Below are 209 nucleotides of genomic sequence, written 5' to 3' on the forward strand. Positions count from 1 at the left end.
CTACTAATTATCAGCGTCAATTAGCGACTGCTATCAAGCAAGCTCGTTACTTATCGCTACTAGCATACACTGATAACCATCAAGGTTAACCGCTAACTAGGAATTACTCATGCAAATTATTTTCTAACAGCGTATCGTCAACCATGGTAAACTCGGTGAAACAGTCGATGTAAAACCAGGTAACGGACGTAACTTTCTTATCCCTCACG

General features: G+C 40.7%; 2 pseudogenes. Both read left to right on the plus strand.

Features of this window, described 5'->3' with window-relative positions:
- A pseudogene (gene rpsR / locus V6252_RS13710) lies at positions 1 to 89 on the plus strand (30S ribosomal protein S18); the annotation flags it as partial.
- Between the two features lie 44 nt (positions 90 to 133).
- Positions 134 to 209 (plus strand): annotated as a pseudogene (rplI, locus tag V6252_RS13715) (50S ribosomal protein L9); the annotation flags it as partial.

This window comes from Psychrobacter proteolyticus (assembly GCF_038155145.1).
Classification (GTDB): Bacteria; Pseudomonadota; Gammaproteobacteria; order Pseudomonadales; family Moraxellaceae; genus Psychrobacter; species Psychrobacter proteolyticus_B.